General features: G+C 35.6%; 15 protein-coding genes. 6 read left to right on the top strand and 9 right to left on the bottom strand.

What is annotated here, in order from left to right; all coding sequences use genetic code 11:
• Nucleotides 1–755 precede the first annotated feature (755 nt).
• Genes ACFSAH_RS07705 through ACFSAH_RS07685 form a run of 5 tightly spaced genes read right to left on the bottom strand, consistent with a single transcriptional unit; the run spans nt 756 to nt 4,554 of the window.
• A complete protein-coding gene (locus ACFSAH_RS07705) occupies nt 756–1,478 on the bottom strand; it encodes a YqjF family protein (RefSeq protein ID WP_379662136.1) in 723 nt (240 codons plus the stop codon).
• A 30-nt stretch (nt 1,479–1,508) separates the two neighbouring features.
• A complete protein-coding gene (gene bioD / locus ACFSAH_RS07700) occupies nt 1,509–2,123 on the bottom strand; it encodes a dethiobiotin synthase (protein ID WP_379662135.1) in 615 nt (204 codons plus the stop codon).
• Nucleotides 2,124–2,129: 6 nt separating this feature from the next.
• Nucleotides 2,130–2,702 (bottom strand): TlpA family protein disulfide reductase, encoded by a 573-nt coding sequence (locus ACFSAH_RS07695; protein ID WP_379662134.1) that lies wholly within the window; start codon nt 2,700–2,702, stop codon nt 2,130–2,132.
• 9 nt (nt 2,703–2,711) lie between these two features.
• Nucleotides 2,712–3,224, bottom strand: a complete 513-nt coding sequence (locus ACFSAH_RS07690; protein WP_379662133.1) for an acyl-CoA thioesterase — start codon at nt 3,222–3,224, stop codon at nt 2,712–2,714.
• A gap of 1 nt (nt 3,225) precedes the next feature.
• Nucleotides 3,226–4,554 (bottom strand): type IX secretion system plug protein, encoded by a 1,329-nt coding sequence (locus tag ACFSAH_RS07685; RefSeq protein WP_379662132.1) that lies wholly within the window; start codon nt 4,552–4,554, stop codon nt 3,226–3,228.
• A gap of 303 nt (nt 4,555–4,857) precedes the next feature.
• On the opposite strand from ACFSAH_RS07685, the gene ACFSAH_RS07680 reads away from it, so the two are divergent.
• Nucleotides 4,858–6,012, top strand: coding sequence for an MFS transporter (locus ACFSAH_RS07680; protein ID WP_379662131.1), 1,155 nt, complete (start codon nt 4,858–4,860; stop codon nt 6,010–6,012).
• A 446-nt stretch (nt 6,013–6,458) separates the two neighbouring features.
• Here the strand turns inward: ACFSAH_RS07680 and ACFSAH_RS07675 are convergent, their stop codons facing one another.
• Complete coding sequence (locus tag ACFSAH_RS07675; RefSeq protein ID WP_379662130.1) at nt 6,459–6,623, bottom strand: hypothetical protein; 165 nt, start codon at nt 6,621–6,623, stop codon at nt 6,459–6,461.
• 568 nt (nt 6,624–7,191) lie between these two features.
• Complete coding sequence (smc, locus tag ACFSAH_RS07670; RefSeq protein WP_379662129.1) at nt 7,192–10,731, bottom strand: chromosome segregation protein SMC; 3,540 nt, start codon at nt 10,729–10,731, stop codon at nt 7,192–7,194.
• A 65-nt stretch (nt 10,732–10,796) separates the two neighbouring features.
• Between smc and ACFSAH_RS07665 the strand changes: the two genes are divergently transcribed.
• Nucleotides 10,797–11,243, top strand: coding sequence for a hypothetical protein (locus tag ACFSAH_RS07665; protein ID WP_379662128.1), 447 nt, complete (start codon nt 10,797–10,799; stop codon nt 11,241–11,243).
• Nucleotides 11,244–11,280: 37 nt separating this feature from the next.
• Nucleotides 11,281–12,522 (top strand): glycosyltransferase family 4 protein, encoded by a 1,242-nt coding sequence (locus tag ACFSAH_RS07660; protein WP_379662127.1) that lies wholly within the window; start codon nt 11,281–11,283, stop codon nt 12,520–12,522.
• An 88-nt stretch (nt 12,523–12,610) separates the two neighbouring features.
• Here ACFSAH_RS07660 and ACFSAH_RS07655 read toward each other — a convergent pair whose 3' ends face one another.
• Nucleotides 12,611–13,393 carry a fatty acid desaturase family protein gene (locus tag ACFSAH_RS07655; protein ID WP_379662126.1) on the bottom strand — a complete coding sequence of 261 codons (783 nt, stop codon included), beginning with the start codon at nt 13,391–13,393 and terminating at the stop codon, nt 12,611–12,613.
• Between the two features lie 300 nt (nt 13,394–13,693).
• Between ACFSAH_RS07655 and ACFSAH_RS07650 the strand changes: the two genes are divergently transcribed.
• On the top strand, nt 13,694–14,047 hold the full coding sequence (locus tag ACFSAH_RS07650) for a hypothetical protein (RefSeq protein WP_379662125.1): 354 nt from the start codon (nt 13,694–13,696) through the stop codon (nt 14,045–14,047).
• Nucleotides 14,048–14,241: 194 nt separating this feature from the next.
• On the opposite strand, the gene ACFSAH_RS07645 is transcribed toward ACFSAH_RS07650, so the two are convergent.
• Complete coding sequence (locus tag ACFSAH_RS07645; RefSeq protein WP_379662124.1) at nt 14,242–15,546, bottom strand: sensor histidine kinase; 1,305 nt, start codon at nt 15,544–15,546, stop codon at nt 14,242–14,244.
• A 112-nt stretch (nt 15,547–15,658) separates the two neighbouring features.
• On the opposite strand from ACFSAH_RS07645, the gene ACFSAH_RS07640 reads away from it, so the two are divergent.
• Nucleotides 15,659–16,720 (top strand): 2Fe-2S iron-sulfur cluster-binding protein, encoded by a 1,062-nt coding sequence (locus tag ACFSAH_RS07640; protein ID WP_379662123.1) that lies wholly within the window; start codon nt 15,659–15,661, stop codon nt 16,718–16,720.
• Between the two features lie 46 nt (nt 16,721–16,766).
• Nucleotides 16,767–17,258: a DUF4251 domain-containing protein gene (locus ACFSAH_RS07635; protein ID WP_379662122.1), complete on the top strand. Its 492-nt coding sequence runs from the start codon at nt 16,767–16,769 to the stop codon at nt 17,256–17,258.
• Nucleotides 17,259–17,866 lie beyond the last annotated feature (608 nt).

The raw sequence follows: 17,866 nt of genomic DNA, 5'->3' as shown, positions 1-17,866 counted from the left end.
CTTTTTGAAAAAAGAAAAGAACTATCACAGACTATCATTAATGTAGCATGCCTATGCTAAAAGCACTATTTATAAAATTTAGGATAGGCAATCTGCTTTATTAATAACGCTGGTATATTTTTACTTTTTTTAAAAAAGTAAACCAAAAAACTTTTTTCTTTTGATGGCTTAGGTATTTCCCTGCGCTCAGCACAAAAATGTGATCGCTGTCTTTTCTTTGCCTCAGTGATATATTAGCGTTTAAGAAGATAATGGGCAAAGAAACCATTTCATTAGAGGCTCGGCTGTGCCAGTTGATATGATGTGCAATCATTTTTACAATGTTTTTGCAGAATAGGATAAAACGCTTTAACTTCTTTGTCTTCATACTCCATCATACAAGACATCCTATTAATAAAAGCACAATAATTACCTAAGAACGCCTTCAATCCCAGGTGCCGGATAAATCAAAAAACTGTACCTTAAACAATCAATACACTACTGCCAAGCCTATAACGTAAGTGGTTTTATGTCCGGGTTTGCATAAGCGTTCAGATCAGTACTTGCGAATAAAAATAAGCGCTAATAGTTTTTTGAAGAGCAAAGGGCAAGAGGGTAAAGGCACCAGGTGGATTGAAAATACTTTTTGTTTCTTTTTGAAAAAAGAAAAGAATTATCACAGACTATCATTAACGTAGCATGCCTATGCTAAAAGTGCTAATTATAACATCAATCAACTATAAGCATCATTAACAATACCAGCAAATGAAATCAATCTAAAAAATCACCTCCCTTTCCCATGCCAATACCTGCACCCCTTTAGAATAATGAGCGATATAAGGAAGAGATTCATTTAGATGAACCTCGCCCAATTTATAGTTTAGTTTTAAATTATCAATAGAGATTTCGTTCAGTTCCCATTCCTGATGGTGAATCTCGTACCTAAACAATCTATTATCTTTTTTTAGATAAAGACAATAGCGTTCCGTTAACCATTTATCCAAATCCGATTTACTTGTAAGTTGGTTTTTAATTTCAAAATCAATATGCAGGTAAAAACCTTTATTTAAATTATTGGAATTATAATTACCCTTATTTCTATTAATGCTTGCTTTTTCGTAGGGGAGTCCCGAAAGTTGTTTAGCGATAAAAGTCGAAATCCATTTCTCTGCCTCAATATTCAGGAATAAAACACCCGGTTTATTATCCTTCAAAACATAAGTTCTGACGTTTATTTCGTGAAAGTTGGATATAAACCCCACAGCAGGTAAACTACGTGGCCTGATATACTGCATGCTGAAAGGAACCACAGAAATATAGTATTTCCCCTCAAAACTATCTAATTCCATCTCAGGAGCAACCAGTTTTCTTAAAGCATCATACTTCACCTCCCAATGCAAAAAAATAGTTTGGTTCCATTCCTGATAATATACCCACTTTCCGCTCGGAATAGGCCACGGACGGTGAGAAATAGCAGATAGAATCTCAGATATACTCATACATAGAACTCTAGTAAGATAAGGTAAACCTTAACTATCCCAAATAATTGACTCACCAGCCTTTTTAATACTATCAGCATCAACAACAGGTAATTGGGGAATATTTCCCAGGCTTTTTAAACCAGAATAGCGAAGAATAAATTTCTCATTAGAATCATCCTTACCATTAAAAACAATTCCTTTAATAGGGATGTTCCTGTTATTTAACAATTCTATACTTAATAAAGTATGGTTAATAGAACCTAAATAGTTCTGAGAAACCAGTACCACCTCGGCCTTTAAATGAGCAATAAGATCTATTATCAGCTGTTTCTCGTTAAGAGGCACCATAAGTCCGCCAGCCCCCTCAATCAATAACAAATTCTCCGTATTAGGTTTTAGTATTTGTTCCAGCTCAATAGAAACATTATCCAGTTTAGCCGATTTATGAGGAGAAAAAGGTTGGGTTAACCGATAGCTTTCTCTGTGGAATTGGGTTTTTCCATTAGAAATTAGCTTTTGTACATTCAAGGTATCAGAATCATCCAGATCACCAGATTGTATAGGCTTCCAATAATCAGCCTGCAGTTTTTCAGTTAAAATAGCCGAAGTAATCGTTTTTCCAATACCAGTCCCAATACCGGTAATAAAAATAGGTAGTTTCATGTTTTGTTATTCCGTAACCAGACTTTTAATCTTGTCAATAAATTTCTTGTCCGCATAATCAGACATTCCCTGCTGTTTTAACACAATTTGTCCCTTTTTGTTCAGCACAATAGTGGTAGGTAAGCTACCCTCAAATAATTGATCGCTAATAGAAGAAGAAGGATGATATAGAGGAAGCGTAAAATTACCTTTTTCTAAAAACTTTAATGCTTTATCCGGATCATTATCTACATCAACCATGGCAAAAACAACATTTAAACCTTGTGTTTCATCATAAAGCTTTTGGATAGATGGCATTTCTGCAATACAAGGCGGGCACCATGTAGCCCAGAAGTTAATAAAAACTACTTTTCCTTCAAGCTCTTTTAAGCTGATGAGCTTACCATTTATATCTTTCAGTAATAAATCCTGTTTTAGTTCTTCGGCATTATCCGATATTTTAGGAGAGAATAAACCTGTCTTTAAAATTTGTCGGGTAAAAAAAGCCCTTACCGGAGGATTAAATAAAATAAAGCCCATAACTACCAGAGAAATTATAAAGCCTGTATTTTCCTTAATCAGTTTTTTAAAATTCATCATTCAATTAATTCACGAAAATATAGATTTAATAGAAGAGGCCTCTTTTGGACTCATTTTACCCGCCAGCACCAATCGCAGTTCGCGTCTTTGTAATGCTGATTCGAAAAGCTGTTTCTCTTCTTCCGTTTCGGCAATCAGTTCAGGAACCTGCGTTTTATTACCGTCCTGGTCTAAAGCTACAAAGGTGTAAAAAGCTTCATTGGATTTAACCTTGCTGCCCGAGGGAATATTTTCTGCATATACCGTTAACCTTACTTCCATAGAAGTATTAAAAGAGCGCGTTACCTTAGCCTGTATAGTAATTACATCACCCAATTTAACCGGATTTCTGAAAGAAACATTGTCTACAGATGCAGTAACAGCAATATGATTGCAATGGCGTTGTGCCGAGATACCCGCAGCAATATCCATCCAGTGCAACAATCTGCCTCCCATTAAATTGTGTAACATATTGGTATCATTGGGTAATACCAGTTCACTCATCATTACTAAAGATTCCTTTGCTTTTTTTTGATTTGCCATACTAATTTTTTCCCATCAAGTTGTTTGTGTTAATCTGCGAAAAAGCCACCAGCTCTTCGTAACGGGATCCCGGTTGCTTATAATACACCAATAACTGATAATTGTTCTCCGTTTCATAAAAGCTACCATCAAAAGCATTATCGTCCAGTAATTTTCCGTCCTTATCGGCCCAGGTGTAATGATAGTCTGTAACACTCTGTTTTAACAGCATTTTTTTATGAAACTGTTTTTTAACCGGGTCATAAATCATTCTCGATTCCTCGTCCTTTTGGTAATTATTAAATTTCCCCACAATATAAGCAAAACCGTTTTCTGACGGAGGCGCAGATAATAACGTGAAATAAACCCAGGCATAATCTCCATCATAATCCGGCTGACTACCATCCTGGTTAATGATATAGAAATTACCATTTTCATCAAACTGAGAAGTATATTTAGAGGTGTTCCAGTTAGGATCGGCATAAAGAAGGATGCTATATAGCGAATCCTGATATAAATTAGCCGTGGTTTGCGACTTAAAACGCATACTCCTTGTATCAAAACGCCTGAATTCGTTACCTCCATTAAAATCATTCGTTTTAATGTCGTTATAGATCAACATATTGTTCCTCACAAAAACAGGTTTATCTGTTATCTTTTGTAAATCGTAGCGTTCGTTCTGTAAAATAATTGTTCTGATCTCCTGATACGGATTTTGAATATTTAATCCCGTATGGTTAATATTGAAATTGATTTTCTGTCTTTTATTCCTTTCAGGTATCACGTTAGATTGTACAATCTGTGGTTCAATTTTTACTTTAGGACTCACCACATAAAAACGTTTGGTAAGCAGCAAACGGTTTTGATCACCATCTTCATATATCTTTAAGAGGTAATTTCCCGAAAGTTTTGGCTGTACCATATCGTTGGGTATCGTTAGATTGTAATGCGTGTAATTTTGGTAAGTATTAAAAGATAATTTATAATCGTTGATACGATCCTCGCTAAAACTAACCAGATACTCAATAGGGCTTAGGGAGGTAGGATTCCATAAGGCGTCACAATGCACCAAAGTATAGTAGATATTCCTGTTTCCACTGCGTAAATCATCAAACTTAAGTTGTATTTTTTCAGTAGAACCTAAATACATGATAGGGAAGGACTGAACTTTTTCGCTATTGTATAACTCCACACTTTTTATTTGTGGAATATAGGTGTGATCTCCATAAACAAGTTCGCTATATGGAGCATCGTTACTTTCCTGCCTTTGTTTTTTCGCTTTCTTTTGTGCATATCCCGCTTGACAAAAGAACATTGCGGCCATGATGTATAGGATAGATTTCTTGATCATGGCACAATTTAACATTTAGAAATCAAATATCGAAGTAAGGTTAAACAGTTGTTTTTGTTTATTGGATTAGAATATGGGGGCCAAATCTACAGATAGAAATATATTTAATACTGAAGTTTCAATAAAATAAGTTGTTTTAAAATAGCTTTAGCATAGAATAGGGCGGTAGCCGTTTTTGATATTTTATTGAGTTTTAATCCCACTGTCATGAAAATATCACATTGTATCATTTAATTTAACTTAACATCCTTAGCCTTGTAAAAACGTATCTTTGTGCCTTCAAAATTTTTAGCTGCTTTTTACATGTTGAAGAAAAGTCTATTATCATTGGCCTTTGGCTCTTTTGCAATTGGGATGACCGAGTTTACGATGATGGGGATTCTCCCGGATATTGCCAAAGATTTGCAGATAGATATACCCACGGCAGGTCATCTTATCGCTATCTATGCTTTAGGAGTAGTTGTGGGAGCTCCGGTTTTGGTAATGGCATCAGCAAAGTATCCCTCTAAAAAAGTACTGATTGTGTTAATGCTATTATTTACCCTATTTAATGGCTTGTTTGCATTTGCCCCAGAGCAGAATTCATTATTGTTATTTCGCTTTTTGTCAGGCTTACCCCATGGCGCTTTCTTTGGTGTAGGGTCTGTTGTAGCTGCAAAAATAGCCGAAAGAGGGAAAGAAGCACAAGCTATCAGTATTATGTTTACGGGAATGACTATTGCCAATTTAGCGGGAGTGCCTTTAGGGACTTTTGTAGGTCATCATTACTCGTGGCGCATTTCTTATGCAGTAATAGCTCTGTTTGGTTTAGCCACTATGATTGCTGTAAAAATATGGCTTCCAAATATTCAGAACGATGCTAAAGGTTCATTAACAGATCAGCTCCAATTTTTTAAAACCTGGAAAGCCTGGCTATTGGTAGCTATTATTTCTATAGGTACAGGCGGACTTTTTTCCTGGTTAAGCTATATAGCGCCGTTAATGACAAATATAGCTCACCTGGAACCAGCAAAAGTTCCTTTAATAATGATACTAGTAGGTTTGGGAATGTTTTTTGGGAACTTGATTGGAGGAAAGTTATCCGATACAATAGGTGCTAATAAGGCCACAATTGTGTGTTTTTCCTTAATGGCTACCTGTTTGCTTATTGTCTATTTTACTACCCATATTACTTTTATGGCATACCTGATGTCTTTTGTTACCGGTATAGTTTCATTTATGGCAGGTTCGCCTCTACAGATGATGCTAATAGGAACAGCTAAAGGGTCCGAGACTCTGGCTGCAGCCGCAGGTCAGGCTAGTTTCAATATAGGAAATACATTTGGGGCTTATTTTGGCGGCTTACCATTGGTTTATGGTTTTGCCTACAATTCACCCTTGCTGGTAGGTATGGGAATGGCTTTAAGTGGTGTATTGTTAGCCTCTACATTTCTGATTCTAAATAGGAAATACAGCTAAATTCTTATATAAATATCAAAAGCGTAAGATTATAAAAGAGAGGGCATGTTATGGTCTTATGTGTGTTTCTACCCTTTATATACCCATTTTAGAAGAGATTACCAGAATTGCTTATAACCAACACCTGAACAGATTCTGCTGTTTTCTTACACTTTTCCTGCATTTATTTTACTCCACGTAAGAGCGACGTAAGAGAAACGTAAGACCGGCGTAGGAAAAACGTAAGAGAATCGTAAGCCAAACGTAGGAAAATCGTAGGAGAAGTAACGGAGATGGTAAGGAACAGTCTAAGCAAAGTGAAGGAAAAATGAAGGAGAGGCGTAAGTGTAGGAGGGAATGATGAAGGTTTAAAACGATGAACTTCTGAATGATGAACTGTTATAACTATGAACTATAGAATGATGAAGGTTTAAAACAATGAACGATTATAACTAGTTAATGATGAACTATGAACTATGGTCTATTGACAATGGACAATAAACAAGCAAAGCCATTGCTAAGAACGCCCTTCCGGCCTGATAAGATTTGGCAGCGTAACCATAGCAATCTTCATTTACTAACATATAATACGGCACCAACAATGCAATCTGACGTGGTGCATAACCAATCATAAACCAATTAACAAACCCACGTGTGCAGATTGCAGCTGTCAAAAGATTGGTATAGGTGAAGCAACAAAGGTTATAAGCCTTGATTTTTTTGGTTCGTTTTTCATCAAGGAAAAATGAACTAGGCCTGTCTGGCTATGAAGACGGAAAGCCATGAGCGGAAGAAAAGAATAATACTCAAACTAATATAGTTATTGTTAATCAACAAACAGGCCCTTCGAGAGCCTCAGGGTGACGTTGTTTATTTAAGGTAGGAACGAGATGAACTTCTGAATGATGAGCTGTTATAACTACGAACTATAGAATGATGAATGTTTATAAACTATGAATGATAAACTATGGTCTATCGACTATGGACTATGGACAATGGACTATAAAACAAATCGTCATTGCGAGGAACGAAGTGATCTTATTATCAGGATCTTATCGCAGTAAGTGTTAATGGTATTGCCAATTAACAAACAGACCCTTCGAGAGCCTCAGGGTGACGTGGTTTATTTAGGGTAGGAACGATGAACTACTTTTAGAATAACGCATGTTGAGTTTTTAAAAATCTAAGAGAAATAGCTTACTAAGCAGCTACTTCTCTTAAATCTACGGCAACTACTCGGGAAACACCTTGTTCTACCATAGTTACACCATAAATAATATCTGTACTTGCAATGGTACGCTTATTATGCGATACCACAATAAACTGTGATTCGTTGGAGAATTTTCTGATGATGTTATTGAATTTATCAATATTAGTATCATCTAAAGGTGCATCAACTTCATCAAAAATACAGAAAGGAGCAGGTTTTAGAAGGTATAGCGAAAACAGGAGTGCCGTAGCTGTTAATGTCTTTTCGCCACCAGAAAGCTGATTGATAGATAAAGGGCGTTTCCCTTTTGGTCGCGCAATAATATCTATGTCAGAGTCTAGAGGACTGTCCGGATTACTAAGGATAAGATCGCAACTGTCTTCCTCGTTAAACAGCGATCTGAATACCCTCATAAAGTTTTCTCTAACTGCCGTAAATGCAGCCATAAATTTATCCTTTGCAGTATCGTCTATCTCTTTGATGGTTTGTAACAAAGATTCTTTTGCTTCTACAAGATCCTTTTTCTGTACCTGAATAAAAGTATAGCGTTCTTCCATCTCTTTGTAAGCATCCATTGCCATGGAATTGATAGCTCCAAAATCATCTAACTGTTTTTTCAAACGGTCTACTTTTTCTTTAGCGTCGTCTTCAGAGGCATCTTCTGGTATTTCATTATCTAAAAGATCTTCAATATCCAGATTAAACTCCACAGAAAGACGTTCTTTAAGAGAATTGAGCTCTATACGAAGGTTGTTTTTCTTGTCTTTTATTTCCGTTGTCAGGGTATCTACGTTTTCTTTTTTCCGTCTAAGCTCAGTAAGTTCAATCTCCAGGTCGTTTACTAATCCCCGGGCAGCGTAATATTCTTTTTCTGCCTCCTGAAGCGCTTTTTCCATTTCCTCTTTCTGCGTATACATCGCTATCAGGTCTTCATCGTTATGGTCTACATGCTGCAGGGTTTCTTTAATCGTAGCCTTTGTTTTTTCCAGCTCAGTACTGTTCGCATTGATTCGTGTTTCCAGATTTTCTTTCAGTGAATCTCTGTATTCAAGATCTTTATCAATACTGCTTACTTTATTTTGTTGCTGATGGAACTTGATATTTTCTGCATTAAATGCAGAAGAACGCATAGTTAATACCTCGCTTAGCTCGTTAAAAGCAGCTTGCTGTTCAATCAACTTGTCAGATATGGTTTGCTTTTGCGTGTTAATCTCTGCAATTAAAGGCTCCAGTTTTAGTAGTTCTGTAGCAATATGCTGCAATTTGGTTTCAATATCCTGTTTCCGGTTCTGACTATTGGAGATGAAAGACTGGTACTGCTCTTGTTTTGTTTTTACAGAAATAAGTTCGTTTTGCAAAAGATTAATCTCTGTCGTTAACAGGGCAATTTCCTGTGCTTTGGTTGCGGCTTTTAAAGAAGCTATTTTAATGGTATTCTCGTCAATACCGGCTTTAAGTTTCTTGATTTGACTATCAAGATCCTTGATTTCCTTACTCAGGTTTTCAAGGTTTTTTGCGCGTCCAATTCTTTTTCCTTCAAATAAACCAACGGAACCGCCGGACAGGGTATGTCTGGTTTTACTAAACTTACCGGATTTACCTATTAAAACTACATCTGCAGGCAAGTTTTCATTGTTAAGGTCTTTATCGCTGTCATCATTAACCAGAAAAACATTATGCAGTAAGTGGTTGAAAAGATTTCGGTATTTTTTATCGGTTTCTGTAACTGTTAATACAGAAACTGCACCATCAGGTGTTGGAATACTTGCCGACTCTTTTTCAGCTATATTGTTCAGGATAAAAAAGTTTGCCTTTCCGCGAGAAGAATCGCTCAATAATTTGATCGCTTCAATGGCATCATCGTAAGTTTCTACCACATAATGATTCATTAAAGGTTCCAGAAAGTTTTCTATAGGAACCCTGAAATCTTCTCTACAGAATAAAATATCGGAAAGCAGGGGCGCTTTTTTAGCCCATTGCGTACTTTTTTTAAGGAAACGGATAGACTCTGGAAAACCCTCCAGATTATCTACCATGCTTTTGGTGAGGTTATACTCATTCTGGCGGGCATCTAAACGTCTGCTTAAATTATTAAGATGGTCTTTATCCTCTGCCAGGCTTTCTTCCTGGGCAAGCAGCTGTTCTTTCATTTCATCTTCCATTTTTTGCAAATGGTTAAATTGATGTTGCTTGCTCTCCAGTTTTTGTTCCAATTCGGCAACCACTTTGTTAAATTCAGAAAGTTGAGTTTCTTTAGAGGCTGTATCTTCTATATTGCGTATACTTTCCTGTTCCAGTGCATCACGTTGTATTTTTAGTATTTCGATGTCTTTATCGGTCTGATACAACTTATTTTGCAGATTGGATGCTTCTTTTTGTGTCTGATCTAAACTTAGTTTTGAAGATTGTTGCTGAACCCTTAATTCTTCCACCTCTTCTTTAAAAGCATTTAAGTTAGAGCTTACGCTCTGCAAAGATTGTTCTTCCTGTAAACGATCTTCATTCAGTCTTTTTATATTATAGAAAACGTGGTTTAGCTGATTTTTGTCTTTCTCCAGCTCTTCGGTCAGCTTCTGTTCTTTATCTTGTAAAAACCTTAATTGTTCATTTTTGATTTTCTTATCACTCTCGTAAGCTCTTATTTTAGAAATAAACTCATTTGTAGCTTTTTGTTGTACAGATAGGTTTTTTTCCTTGGTAAGGTTGCTGAATTTATGTTTCTGTATATCGGCATCCAGTTTATCTGTCTGCGTATTAACATTGGTTTTTAACTCAGCAAGTTCCTTTTCCTGACCTTCGAGGCTTTCCAGTGAATCTCTGAAACCAATAATCTTGAAAGAGGCCAGTATAATACTCAGGTTCTTGTACTGTTCTTTAATACGGTAATATTTCTCTGCCTTTTTAGCCTGATTTTCCAGTGTCTTTAAGTTTCTTTCTATTTCAAAAAGTAAATCCTCTACACGACTTAGATCAGCTTCCGTATCTTTTAATTTATTAAAAGTTTGTTTTTTACGCAGTTTGTATTTAGAAATACCAGAAGCTTCTTCAAACAGAGCTCGTCTGGAACCTTCTTTATTGGCAATGATTTCGTCAATCATTTTAAGCTCAATAATAGAGTAGGAGTCGGAACCTATCCCAGTGTCCAGAAAAAGGTCTGTAATGTCTTTTAAGCGACATTGAACATCGTTTAAGCGGTATTCAGATTCGCCGGTCCGGTATAACTTACGGGTAATGGTAACCTGAGAAAATTCTGTAGGTAATACATTTCTGGTATTGTCAAACGTAAGAGATACTTCTGCAAGGTTGGCGGGTTTTCTGGTTTTGGTACCATTAAAAATAATGTTTTCCATTTTCTCAGATCTTAAAGTTCGGGTGCTTTGTTCGCCCAAAACCCATCTTATAGCATCTACAACATTAGATTTACCACATCCATTAGGGCCAACAATTGCCGTAACCCCTTCATTGAAATTAATGGTTATCTTATCACCAAAACTTTTAAAACCTTTTATTTCTAACTTATTTAGCTGCATTTATAATAAATCCCGTCTGTTTCCAATAATTTTCCCAAAACTAATTAATTTATTAATTTGCGGAAGTGGAAAATCTGTTTTACATCATCGCGGTTATAGGGTATTTCCTTTATCAGGCTTACCAAAACTTCCAAAAGGAGCAGGAAAAGGCTAGAAAAAGGAATCCGGGAAAGGCTCCTGAAGTGGAGGTTTATCCGGAAGAGGTTGTTATAGAGCCTTTTATTGGGAAAAGTACGAAAACTATAGAACTGAAGCCAGACTATAAAGCGGAAGCAAGAGAATTGATGGTTAAAGATGAGCGTGAAGCTATGGTTTATGAAAAGCTGGATCGTGTTTCTCTTACTGGACATTTTACACATCCTATAAAGCAGAAAGCTAAAAAGCATGTAGCCGTTAGTAAGGGAATACAAAGAGTTACCTTAGAAGAAGAGATTCTTCCTGATAACCATATCGTAGATTTTGATCTTAAAGACGCCATCATTAAAGAAGCAATTCTAAATAAACCCTATTAATATACTCTGTATTGATTTTTAATACAGTTGATTTGTTTTGAACGATTTACCTAAAATATTAATTATTGGTTCGGTATGGCCAGAACCCAATTCATCAGCAGCAGGTTCCAGGATGATGTACCTGATTGGTACATTTTTAAAGCAGCATTGGAAAGTAACCTTTGTTTCTACTGCGGCAGAGAGTCCCTTTATGTCAGATTTGGAAAGTCTGGGCGTTGAAAAATACCAGATTTTACTGAATAGTAGCACTTTTGATGATTTTGTAAAAGATCTGCGCCCTGATATAGTGATGTTTGACCGGTTTATGGTAGAAGAGCAGTTTGGTTGGCGTGTGGCCGAAGCCTGCCCTCAGGCTCTGCGTATTCTGGATACAGAAGATTTACATACGTTAAGGTATGCCAGACAGGCTGCTTTTAAGCAACAACGTTCTTTTAAGCAAGAGGATCTGTTAGATACTGAAATGGCTTTCCGGGAAATTGCCAGTATTTATCGCTGCGATATGACGTTGGTGATATCTGCCTACGAAATGAAAATCCTTAAAGATGTTTTTAAGATAGATGATTCGTTGTTGTTTTATCTTCCTTTTCAAATAGAGCGATCTGATGAAATCCAATTACCTGATTTTAATGAGCGGGCAGGGTTTATCAGTATAGGTAATTTTTTGCATGAACCTAATTGGAATGCTGTTTTGTACCTTAAAGAACAGATCTGGCCTGCGATAAGAAAGCGCTTACCTAAAGCCATTTTAAAGGTTTATGGAGCATACCCTTCGCAAAAAGTATTAACTCTGGATAATAAAAAAGAAGGCTTTTATATAGAAGGCAGGGCAGATAGTGTGGCAGACGTAATGTCGGCCTCCCGAGTATGTCTGGCTCCGCTAAGATTTGGTGCAGGTTTAAAAGGGAAATTGATAGATGCGATGTTTTATGGAACACCTAATGTAACTACCGCTATAGGAGCAGAAGCAATGGATTTAGGTTTACCATGGGCTGGTTTTATAGAGGACGATGCCAGTTTATTTGCTGAAAAAGCCGTAGAACTTTATACAGATCAAATGTTATGGAAACAATCTGTAGAGAATGGATACCGGATATTGGAGCAAAACTTTTCTATAAAGCTGACTGCTGATTTTGTTAAAGCTGTTATCTTTTTGTTAAACGATCTGGAACACCACAGAAAACATAATTTTATGGGGCGAATGTTAATGCACCACGCATTTGCATCTACAAAGTTTATGTCCAAATGGATAGAGGAGAAACATTCAGGAAAAACGCCATAAATGGTTTATGGGATTTAGTGTTCTGGTATAGTTTCGGAGAAAGAATGATACATATTGTAGATATTAAAATCTTTACTAGACTATGTTATTAAAACGTTTCTTTTTTCTCTATTTCAGGTAGTACTTCATCTATTCGTTTTGCTAATTCAGGAAGTTTAATCGTGGGGACAGCAGGGAATAAGTGATGTTCCAAATGATAAAACATACTGAATGTTAATTTGTTTTTCCAACCTGTTCGTTGAGTTCTGGCGAAATCAGGACTATCATGCGTATCGTGGTGTACTGTCCAAACAGCGAAAAATGCCATTAAAAACTCTCCGATAATCATTACAATCACATGGTATATAAGAAAGTGGATTTGGAAGTGAAAAATGAGAGCTAAAAAAACTAAAATTGAGATGAGTTCTAGGATTACATTTCGTTTGTAATATTTATTTCCCAACTGCAAAGTTACTTTATGTATTAAAAACATGTGTATAGGTCCGTATAGAATAGCGCCATACCAAGTCATATTTGCTGACTTTCCTTCATAGTCTTCTTCTGTAAGGCAATACTTGTGGTGCCTTATATGGTTAAACTTTACAGCATGGATAGAAACTAACATTAATACACTATTGATGTAAAGAGACAAACTTGTAAGAAACCTATTTGTTCCAAGAGAATTATGAAAACCATTATGGACTTGTCTTAATGCGGTTAGAAAGAAAAAAGCAGAAAAGGGTAAAGCTAAAATATAATAACCAAAATAAGCTAAAGTTAAGGAGATGACAAACCAAGGAATAGTTAGGTTATTTTCAATAAGCATCTCTTTAATGCTCAGATTTTTAAGGTCTTTCCATTCAACCTTTTTTAGAATTTCTTGATGTGTCATTCTGTTGATGATAAATGGTTTAAATTGATACAATAATAATGTTTAATATTTAAATCTGCTGCTGTTTATTATTTAATTTCTTGGTGTTCTTTCTTATTGCCAGATATCACCTCTTTAAAAGAGCAATACGCATAACCGCTGCCTACAATTATCCAAAAGAATATATGGTGATTATTTTTTGAAATTTAAATTCCTGTAAGTTTTTAAAATAAACTAAAATTATATTTGTAAAATATTTACTTTTTTTTGCTGATAATTCGATAAATAAATATATTTGATATACTTATTAATTTGAAAGAAATGAAAAAGATTTTCTTGACAGCGTTTTTATCGCTATCTCTTCTGGTTTCCATTAACGCTCAGGAAGCTAAACCAGCTAAAATTCAGTATTATTCGCAAGAATTTTTAGATGAGATTAAAGCAACACCAGAGCAAAAAGACGCAATTAAAGTTATTGTAGACAAGGCAAAGTCAGCAACTAAAGAAGTTAAGGCAAATACTGCTTTATCAGATGATGATAAAAAAGCAGAATTGACTAAAATCAACAAGGAGCGTACAGATGCTTACTACAAGATTTTAACACCAGAACAAAACAAGTACATTAAAGAAAAAAGAAAACAATTAGCAGCAGAAGCAGCTAACAGCAGCAATTAAACAGATTTTGTTTAATGCAACTAAAGGGGCTGTATTAAAATAGATCTTGTCATCCCGAGCGCAGTCGAGGGGTCTCTTTCAGAAGTACTCAGAAAAGAGATTCCTCTACCTAGTACTCATCGAAATGACAACATTTTTATTTTTGATACAGCCCCGTTTTTATTAAAAGAACCTAAACCAATAAATTGGTTTCCTTATTTAAGAATAGGTAAGGTAATAACGAAAGTAGATCCTACATTTTCTTTACTGGATACATTTAGCTTCCCTCCATATTGTTCAATTATTTTTCTGGAAATATGTAAGCCCAGTCCGGTCGACTGTTCGCCATTTAATCCTGTACGACCTGCTTTAGAAAACTGATCAAATAATTGAGACAGTAAATGCTTTGGAATGCCAATTCCATAATCCTTTATAGCAATGTTTACATATTTATTATTCTGACTTAAAGCTATTTCTATTGGAGTATCTCTTTTTGAGAATTTTAAGCCATTATAGATCAGATTATCAGTAACACGTTGAAGTTTAGAAGGATTTATCTTAACAAAAACATCTTCTGTACTTTCTTGTAATATTATTTTCCTGCCGCTGTTAACCTGCCACTTTTTGGTTTCATCCTTAAAAAAAGCAACCAGATTTACAGGTTCCATTAATAAATCCTGTTCCGCTTTTTCAGCTTTAAGCAGATCATCGATAATTTTTTTAGCATGTACTGTAGATTTCAGTATTAAATCAAGCAAATCCGTATTTTGCTTTTCTGCAATAAGCAATTCACTAATTCCTTCAATATTATTCAGTGGGTTTCTTAAATCATGGGCAACAAAAGCAAGAATTTCATTCTTTTCGATATTCAGTAACTCAATTTCACGGTTTTTTTGTTCCAGTTCTTTAAGTTGAATAAAATGTTGCGATTTATAATAATAGCTGTATCTGGAGAAACAGAACAATAAAGAGCTGGTGATAATAGCACCTGTGATATTGATTAATTTCTCAGAAAACTTAATATCTCTGAATACAATGCTAAGAATATATACGCAACACATGGTTATCGCTATACCTGTTATCTGTTTTATCTCCAGGCAGATAAATAAGCTTACCGTTACAATGCCAGCAAGGTATAGCATAAGTGTATTTTTTGTATTATGAAAAGAGATGACATAACATACAAAATAGGCGATAAGCAATATGTATAAAACAAAAGCAAGGCTTAATGCAGTTTTACTTTTTAATGTCCATTTGTCAGATTTAAATGCCCATCTTGCTGTAAAGAAGAAGAAAACACAGCCTACTAACTGTATGGTGTTGAGTATAGAAAGTTCTTCGTAGTCCTGTAAAGACATAAAGTCGTCCAGAAAAGCATAAGCGAAAACCCGGTTGAGGAAGTTAATAAAGAACAAAGCCATGCTAAGGATGACGATTTGTTTCAGGTTAGTATCCGTATAATGTTTTTTAAAGCTTTTAGCAAAACCATACGGTGTTTTATACGTGAAAAATTCAAGCAATGTAGTACACGATTTTAATACAAATATATATGGAAATGGACTTGAATGGATATCTTAATGTAAGATTTTGAATATTTTTTGTCTGCATCGTTAAAATGTACTATAATAGCTTATGAATGAAGAAAACCTGTATCAGTTAAAAGTTGTAAATAGGATAGAGCAACCGGGAGATAACCTTACTTTTGAATTTGAATCAGTAGGGAAAACATTTCCAAAATATAAAGCCGGTCAGTTTTTATCATTGATTTTCCATTTCGGAGAAAGAGAGCTCAGGCGCTCTTACTCTTTTAATAGTTCGCCAGATTGTAATGAAGCTCTTAGTATAACCGTAAAAAGGGTAGAGAATGGAGAGATATCCCGCTTTTTACACCACGATATTAAAATTGGAGATATTTTTACAGCACAGGCACCTCAGGGGCTTTTTACCTACGAACCACAGCCCGAATTATACCGTACAGTCTTTCTTTTTGCAGCAGGAGTGGGGATTACTCCCTTGTTTTCCATATTGAAAACTGCATTGGTTACAGAAAAGAACTCTAAAATAGTATTAGCCCTCAGTAATAAATCGAGAGAAGAAACCTTGTTTCTTAAAGAACTGGAAGAATGGCAAGCCAAATATCCGGAGAGATTAAAGATTATATGGATATTTAGTAACAATAAAAATCTGTTAAAAGCCAGATTAAGCAGGTTTTACATAGAAGATATTTTAAAAGAGCATCTAGAGTTTGATAAAAAAGAGGCACTGTTTTATACCTGTGGACCTGTTTTTTATATGGATTTATGCCGAATATGTCTGCTGGGAATGGGGTTTGCCTCTGCACAAATAAAGCGGGAAACATTTGTATTACCTGAAGATGAGGCAGATGATGACGATACTACCGAAAAAATAGTGGATACAAATACCTACACTATAAAACTACACTTTAGAAATACGGTATATGATTTAGAGGTTCCATATACCAAACGAATATTAGATGTAGCGCTTGAAAATGGTATTAAGTTGCCATATTCTTGCAAGTCAGGTATGTGCAGCACCTGTACGGCTACCTGTACAGCAGGCGGTGTGAGGATGGATTATAACGAAGTATTAACCGATGATGAAGTGGAAGCTGGAAGGGTATTGGTATGTACGGCACATCCTACCATGAACGGAACGGTAATAACTTACGATTAATGGTATAAATTTTGGGATTCTAAGTCTAGATTTAAAATTCTGAACAATGAAAGCAATTAAATTAATGCTCATAGCATTTTGTCTGGGAATAAGTACACTAGCTATAAGTCAGGAAAAGGGCGATAAATTAAAGCAGATGATTAAAAATCAGGACTATAATTTTATAGCGCAAACTGCCCTTCCGCAATCAGGATCTTCGGTTTATTTAACCAGTGAGTATGACTTTAAAGTAACGCCAACAGAAATAGTAAGTTATTTGCCATTTTACGGAAGGGCATATACCGCCCCTATGAATCCAAATGAAGGCGGTATTAAATTTACTTCATCTAACTTTAAGTATACCGAGAAGTATAATAAAAAGAAAGGTAAGTGGGATATTACTATTGTTCCTAATGATTATAAAGAAGTGAGTTCCGTAAATATCAGTATCACAGAATCTGGGTATGCCAGTCTTTCTGTTAACAGTTACCAGCGCTCAGGCATTTCTTTTTCCGGGTATATAGCAGAGAATAAGAAGAAGGAAAAGGGCGGTAAATAGGTTTTTTATATAGTCCATTGTCCATAGTCCATAGTCAATAGACCATAGTTGATTGACTATAGTTCATAATTCATAGTTTATGATCGTTCATAGTTATAACAGTTCATCATTCTATAGTTCATCATTCAGAAGTTCATCGTTCCTACCCTAAATAAACCACGTCACCCTGAGGCTCTCGAAGGGCCTGTTAGTTAATTGGTAATAACTATATTAGTTTGAGTATTATTCTTTTCTTCCGCTCATGGCTTTCCGTCTTCATAGCCAGACAGGCCTAGTTCATTTTTCCTTGATGAAAAACGAACCAAAAAAATCAAGGCTTATAACCTTTGTTGCTTCACCTATACCAATCTTTTGACAGCTGCAATCTGCACACGTGGGTTTGTTAAGTGGTTTATGACTGGTTATGCACCACGTCAGATTGCATTGTTGATGCCGTATTATATGTTAGTAAATGAAGATTGCTATGGTTACGCTGCCAAATCTTATCAGGCCGGAAGGGCGTTCTGGAGTTGCTACCTTTGAGTGGAGACAGATTTTAAGAAATAGATTTAAATTTGTTTACACATGAGAAGAGTATTTGATGATTCTTTTAAGAAAATGGCAGTAGA

Source organism: Pseudopedobacter beijingensis, from assembly GCF_042678145.1.
In the GTDB taxonomy this organism is placed as follows: Bacteria; Bacteroidota; Bacteroidia; order Sphingobacteriales; family Sphingobacteriaceae; genus Pseudopedobacter; species Pseudopedobacter beijingensis.
This window is presented reverse-complemented; position numbering and strand designations above follow the sequence as displayed.

Excerpts from the sequence above, each read along its gene's own strand:
- ACFSAH_RS07705 (WP_379662136.1), bottom strand. The coding sequence starts at position 1,478 with ATGAGTATATCTGAGATTCTATCTGCTATTTCTCACCGTCCGTGGCCT.
- bioD (WP_379662135.1), bottom strand. The coding sequence starts at position 2,123 with ATGAAACTACCTATTTTTATTACCGGTATTGGGACTGGTATTGGAAAA.
- ACFSAH_RS07695 (WP_379662134.1), bottom strand. The coding sequence starts at position 2,702 with ATGATGAATTTTAAAAAACTGATTAAGGAAAATACAGGCTTTATAATT.
- ACFSAH_RS07690 (WP_379662133.1), bottom strand. The coding sequence starts at position 3,224 with ATGGCAAATCAAAAAAAAGCAAAGGAATCTTTAGTAATGATGAGTGAA.
- ACFSAH_RS07685 (WP_379662132.1), bottom strand. The coding sequence starts at position 4,554 with ATGATCAAGAAATCTATCCTATACATCATGGCCGCAATGTTCTTTTGT.
- ACFSAH_RS07680 (WP_379662131.1), top strand. The coding sequence starts at position 4,858 with ATGTTGAAGAAAAGTCTATTATCATTGGCCTTTGGCTCTTTTGCAATT.
- ACFSAH_RS07675 (WP_379662130.1), bottom strand. The coding sequence starts at position 6,623 with ATGATTGGTTATGCACCACGTCAGATTGCATTGTTGGTGCCGTATTAT.
- smc (WP_379662129.1), bottom strand. The coding sequence starts at position 10,731 with ATGCAGCTAAATAAGTTAGAAATAAAAGGTTTTAAAAGTTTTGGTGAT.
- ACFSAH_RS07655 (WP_379662126.1), bottom strand. The coding sequence starts at position 13,393 with ATGACACATCAAGAAATTCTAAAAAAGGTTGAATGGAAAGACCTTAAA.
- ACFSAH_RS07650 (WP_379662125.1), top strand. The coding sequence starts at position 13,694 with ATGAAAAAGATTTTCTTGACAGCGTTTTTATCGCTATCTCTTCTGGTT.
- ACFSAH_RS07640 (WP_379662123.1), top strand. The coding sequence starts at position 15,659 with ATGAATGAAGAAAACCTGTATCAGTTAAAAGTTGTAAATAGGATAGAG.
- ACFSAH_RS07635 (WP_379662122.1), top strand. The coding sequence starts at position 16,767 with ATGAAAGCAATTAAATTAATGCTCATAGCATTTTGTCTGGGAATAAGT.